The sequence below is a fragment of the Palleronia sp. genome, assembly GCF_042089775.1.
Classification (GTDB): domain Bacteria; phylum Pseudomonadota; class Alphaproteobacteria; order Rhodobacterales; family Rhodobacteraceae; genus Palleronia.
Genome location: NZ_JBELKF010000161.1, coordinates 1 through 4,634, shown reverse-complemented (window position 1 = coordinate 4,634; position 4,634 = coordinate 1). Strand labels below are relative to the sequence as shown.

Here is a 4,634-nt window from a genome sequence, read left to right as displayed (position 1 = left end):
GTCATCCTCGCCGCTCCGCGCGTCATGTAGATCGGGCTTGAAGCTACAGCTGCTGTAGCGATTACTCCGATCTCATGACGATTTGGGATACCTGCCGTTCAGCGCCTCGGGCGGTGCGTTGCTGTTCCATCTTCTCAGCAAGCTCTATGAGCGCACCTTCTCCTCGCTTTCCAGCAAGATAGGGGATTTGTCGCAACCCAGTTTAGAATGTGCCCACGAAGTGTTGTTTGTTTGTTTGTTGCAACCGGTTTGAAATGTCCGGGGCTCCGCAAAGTAGAACTGTCCCGGTGACGCACGACGGAAGCGCAGCCGGGCAGGGCGGAGACCTCAAGTATCGGAGCCCTGCTCGGCTGCGCGCGCTTGCCGCTCCGCACGCTTTCTCTGGTAGTAGGGCTCCATCAGCGATGGCCGCCCGGGGGGCTTGCGACCGGTCTTTTCGTATTTGGTCCGCTGGTTGCCGGCGCGACGCGTCTTCGGCGGCGCCTTGTCCTGCTCGGCCTTGATGTGCTCCAGAACGGCGCTCAGGTGCTTGTTCTCGGTGATCGCGGCGTGCGTGACGCGCTGGTCCTTGTCGAAGACACGGAACGGCAGCGGCACACCTTTCCAGCGGAACTCGAGACGGCCGTCGGCGAACTCGTAGCTGTCGACATACTTGCCGGGCAGGTCGCGCGTCACGTCGTTCTCCTCGAGGATGATCCGCCGGCGGTCGTAGGAAAAGGCCAGCTGGTTGCCGACATAGCGCTCGTCCCGATAGCACAGGATCTCGCGCAGCCGGTCCGGCTCGACATTGAGCGCGCGATGCAGGTTGTCCGCGCGGCGCGGGGTCTTGGCGAACTTGATGTTGTAGCGCTCGATGAAGCCCGGGAGGAAGGCGTTCCCGGCTTCCATGTCCGAGATGCCCGCGAGGCGCAGCTCCTTCACCAGCCGGTCCTGCAACGTGCGGTTCGCGCGTTCGACGCGGCCCTTGGCCTGAGAACTGTTGGCGCAGAGGATCTCGATGTTCAGCTCGTTCAGCGCCCGGCCAAACTGCGTCATGCCGTGGCCGGACTTCGCGCCTTGGCTGGCGACACGGAACACAGTGTGCTTGTCGCTGTAGAACGCCACCGGGCGGCCATGCGTGCCGAGATACCGCTCGAGGGCACCGAAATAGCTGAACGTGCTCTCGGAGGTGACGAACTCCAGGTGCAGGAGCGTGCTGGTCGCGTCGTCGATGAACACCAGGAGGGTGCAAGCCGGGACGCGATCCTCGAACCAGCGGTGGTCGGAGCCATCGATCTGGACCAGTTCACCGTAGCACTCCCGGCGCAGCCGCGGCTGGTGGAACGTCCGGCGCTGCTTGCGCGAAAGCCAGATCCCGGCGTCCTGCATCCATTTGCGCAGCGTCTCCCGCGACACTTTCAGCCCGTGATGGGTCTCCAGCATCTCGGCCGCCAGCGTCGGCCCGAAATCCGAAAACTGCTCCCGAACCAGCGAAACGGCGAACTCCCGTAGGCCAGGATCAATCCGGCGGTTCGATGGCCGACCGCGCGCCTTGTGCCGGATTGACGCGGCACCTTCGGTCTCGAACCGCTTCAGAAGCCTGTGCACCTGTCGACGACTCAATCCAAGGACACTCGCCGCGGCCACTGCCGTCATTCGGCCCCGGGACACCTGACTGAGAACTTCAACCCTGTTCAGCTCGCGATCGCTCATGACCACCAATCCCACGGTCACACTCCATTCCCGCCCAAACAGGGAAGTGTGACACTTCTACTTTGCAGATGTGGGACATTTTAACTTTGCGCCTACATTGTTGCAACCGGTAATACATGTTATGGTGACTAACGACGATCCGGACTCACCCAACCGCTTGCGCCCAGCTTCGACGAGCTGGCTGAAAGTCAGTCCTCAGCCAGCAGTTTCTGAAGATCCCCACGCCGTCGCATGCGCTGAATAAGCCCCAGAGCCTGGATCCGGTGGGAGCCGTCATCAGCGACGCCCATAATCAGACCGGGGACAGGGTGACCCGAATAAACGACATGGTGTGGATGGGTGTCCGCGATCGACGACCTCAAAAGCCGGGCGGCGATCCGTCAGCACCTCGACCTGTTCGAGGGCCTCGCAAAGGGTACGGCCGTCAGCCATCTATTCAAGATATTCTATCAAGTCCGATACGTGCGATCTCTCCACTGAGCCAAAATAACTCCTCCGGTTATCCTCGACATACCACATGTGCTGTCCCTCGAGCTTTTGAACTACCTCGCGCAAACACTCCGTCATTGTCCTGAAACGCCTCGGCGGAAGAGGAAGTTGCGGCCAATCATTTGTTCGCACCGAGCATTCCGGACGTGGGTTGGTTTTCCAGCGCTCAAGACTCCAGAACCTCTGAGTTTCCACATCTTCCGTCAAGTATCTTACATATTTTTCCAGAACGGCATCACGAATTACCTTCTCCAACGGATAGCCGCCCGGCTCACCTCCATTAGACTTATTTATGAGACTATACTTCGTGCCACTGCGAATACTCCTTATTAATTTTCTCTCATCCCTGACAGCCTCTGATTGCGAAAGCCCTCTACTGATAATCGCAATACCATAACATCCCCAGAACCCCGAAAACTCAGCCCCCCACCTCACCCTTCTGGCCATCTGATCCATTCTCCGGTCGGGACTTTGACGCGAAAGCCCGATATACACACTCGAGTTTCGCGGAGTGTATACCGCGTAGGTGTAGAAAATACGCAGATCCTGCGCCAGTTGAGCAATGGCTATAGCATTTATTTCAGGAATAGGAAAAAGGGGGTCCTGAAGAATTGCATATTCTGCCGGCAAAAGACCATCACCTGAAGGATGCCTCCTTTTCACCCGCTTCATAGCAGCATCAGCGAGACAACATCTCTTCTACTGCTATTTTCTTTCATGTTCAGGCGACCTCATTAGCATATGATATTCCGATATTCCACTAAGTGCTGCGTCACGCTGGCCCGCGCATGTGAACGCGCCAGAGCGACGGCGTTGAGCGCTCCAGCTCGCGAGGGCCGGGAATCTCAATCGCCCAGAGAAAGGCCTTGCGCTATTGCGGACGCTTGGGCAGTCAGCGAGACCTCCTGGCAGCGTCCCTCGGCTTCGAGACCACTGGCAAGCCTTACTGCATCTGCCACTCCCGCGCCTCAATCAAGAAAGGCGCGCATTTTGCTCACGCCGCTACGGCTGGCCACGCGCGCGATCCGACGAAAGTCCAATCGCCGTCATGGCTGCGCAACGCCTGTTCGGCGGCCGTGGTCAGACCGCTCAGCCCTTCAAATGCCACCGGCAAGCAGATCTGGCGGGTCCGTGAGACTCCTCACTTTGCGATGAGAAAGTCTTCCAGCGATTTTCCGGCCTGAAGGCCTTCCTGGATCCAATCCGGCCGCCTACCACGCCCTGTCCAGGTCAGTTCCGGGTTATCTGGGTGTCGATACTTTGGCGGGTTGACCCTCTTGCCTTTGCTTTTGGCTGCCGATCCAAGGAGTTCAGACAGGGTGTAGCCGGACTCCTTCGCAGCCGCTTCGGCAGCGGCTAGAGCGTCCTGTTTCTTTCGCCTTTCATAGCTCTCGATCGCGCGGTCCACATCTTTGCGGATCCGCTTCAGCTCATCGAGGTCCATCTGCTCCAGATCGATCTTTTGCATTGTTCAATCGCCTAATTTTGGCCCCCTATAAGCAACCAAAAACGAGCGCACAAGGCTCATCAGTGCATACCGCCCATATATTATGCACACGACATGTTCTCGATCGTTCGAACACTTCTGCACACACAGCCAGGCGTAGTTATCTACTGAATCGAAGCTTCTTTCGTGCATTGTCTCATTAATATGCTCATTCTCTTTCACGCCTTCTACTGATGTAGTTCAGCTCGTCCACGGCAATCTGAAGATTTTGTTTTGTTTTCGTCATCTCTGCATTCAGGTCCGATATCTCTTGTTCAAGCACCATGATTTGCGCCTTATCGTTTTGAGATGCGGCCTCCAGTTCTGTTATGTAATCGGCAATCCGTCGAAGAGTCGTCGCAAAGCTGGTTGATTGATCTTTCACCTGACTTCCTGCATCAGCTCCGGAGGCTGTGTCTTCTTTGCCTGACCTGCGTCGATCCCACGCGGCTTGCATCGCGGTCTTCTTTTCCGGATGTCGCGCAAGGTACTCTTCATATCGCTTCTGTATGTCAGAATTCGTCGCTGGCTTGGCAATATCTAGACAGGCTTCCAGCGCATCTAGTCCAGCTTCCGGATCGAGTTGAAACAGGCGCTCCGCCTGGTCCATTGTAGATATTTTCGCAATACGCGCTCTCTCTTTTGGTATTTTCCGCGCGCTCATGCCTTCTTCGAGAAAGTCATATGCACGGCGGATTCGGTGCAGGTGACCAGAGGATATTTCGTGGCCGTGTGCGGCAAGCGCGTCGAGCATCACGTCATGCCACGGGTACCCCTCAGACGAAACTTCCGAAATGCGGTTCAGCCTCCGCATAAGGTGTCCGACATACTGCCAGTCGCGGGCATTATCGCGCGTCAGCGTGGACAGGATTTCTTCAGGTGTGCTCACGGAGTTCTCCCCTCCCACAGCCAGTAGCAGCAACAGTGGCGACCGTCGACATGTAACTCTTCATGCTAGTTGACATGT

The 4,634-nt window shown here is 57.2% G+C and carries 4 protein-coding genes and 1 pseudogene; 1 reads left to right on the top strand and 4 read right to left on the bottom strand.

Annotation, left to right across the window (positions count from 1 at the left end):
• Positions 1-76: 76 nt before the first annotated feature.
• Positions 77-157: pseudogene (locus ACFDS3_RS19150) on the top strand (ATP-binding protein); the annotation flags it as partial.
• Positions 158-327: 170 nt separating this feature from the next.
• Here the strand turns inward: ACFDS3_RS19150 and ACFDS3_RS19145 are convergent.
• The 4 genes from ACFDS3_RS19145 to ACFDS3_RS19130 all read right to left on the bottom strand — a co-directional run bounded on the left by ACFDS3_RS19145 (position 328) and on the right by ACFDS3_RS19130 (position 4,556).
• Positions 328-1,707 carry an ISNCY family transposase gene (locus tag ACFDS3_RS19145; RefSeq protein WP_375263940.1) on the bottom strand — a complete coding sequence of 460 codons (1,380 nt, stop codon included), beginning with the start codon at positions 1,705-1,707 and terminating at the stop codon, positions 328-330.
• A 417-nt stretch (positions 1,708-2,124) separates the two neighbouring features.
• Positions 2,125-2,853, bottom strand: coding sequence for a hypothetical protein (locus ACFDS3_RS19140; RefSeq protein WP_375263939.1), 729 nt, complete (start codon positions 2,851-2,853; stop codon positions 2,125-2,127).
• A 469-nt stretch (positions 2,854-3,322) separates the two neighbouring features.
• Positions 3,323-3,649, bottom strand: a complete 327-nt coding sequence (locus tag ACFDS3_RS19135) for an H-NS family nucleoid-associated regulatory protein (RefSeq protein ID WP_375263938.1) — start codon at positions 3,647-3,649, stop codon at positions 3,323-3,325.
• A gap of 187 nt (positions 3,650-3,836) precedes the next feature.
• Positions 3,837-4,556 (bottom strand): hypothetical protein, encoded by a 720-nt coding sequence (locus ACFDS3_RS19130; protein WP_375263937.1) that lies wholly within the window; start codon positions 4,554-4,556, stop codon positions 3,837-3,839.
• Positions 4,557-4,634: the final 78 nt, after the last annotated feature.

Excerpts from the sequence above, each read along its gene's own strand:
- ACFDS3_RS19135 (WP_375263938.1), bottom strand. The coding sequence starts at position 3,649 with ATGCAAAAGATCGATCTGGAGCAGATGGACCTCGATGAGCTGAAGCGG.
- ACFDS3_RS19140 (WP_375263939.1), bottom strand. The coding sequence starts at position 2,853 with ATGAAGCGGGTGAAAAGGAGGCATCCTTCAGGTGATGGTCTTTTGCCG.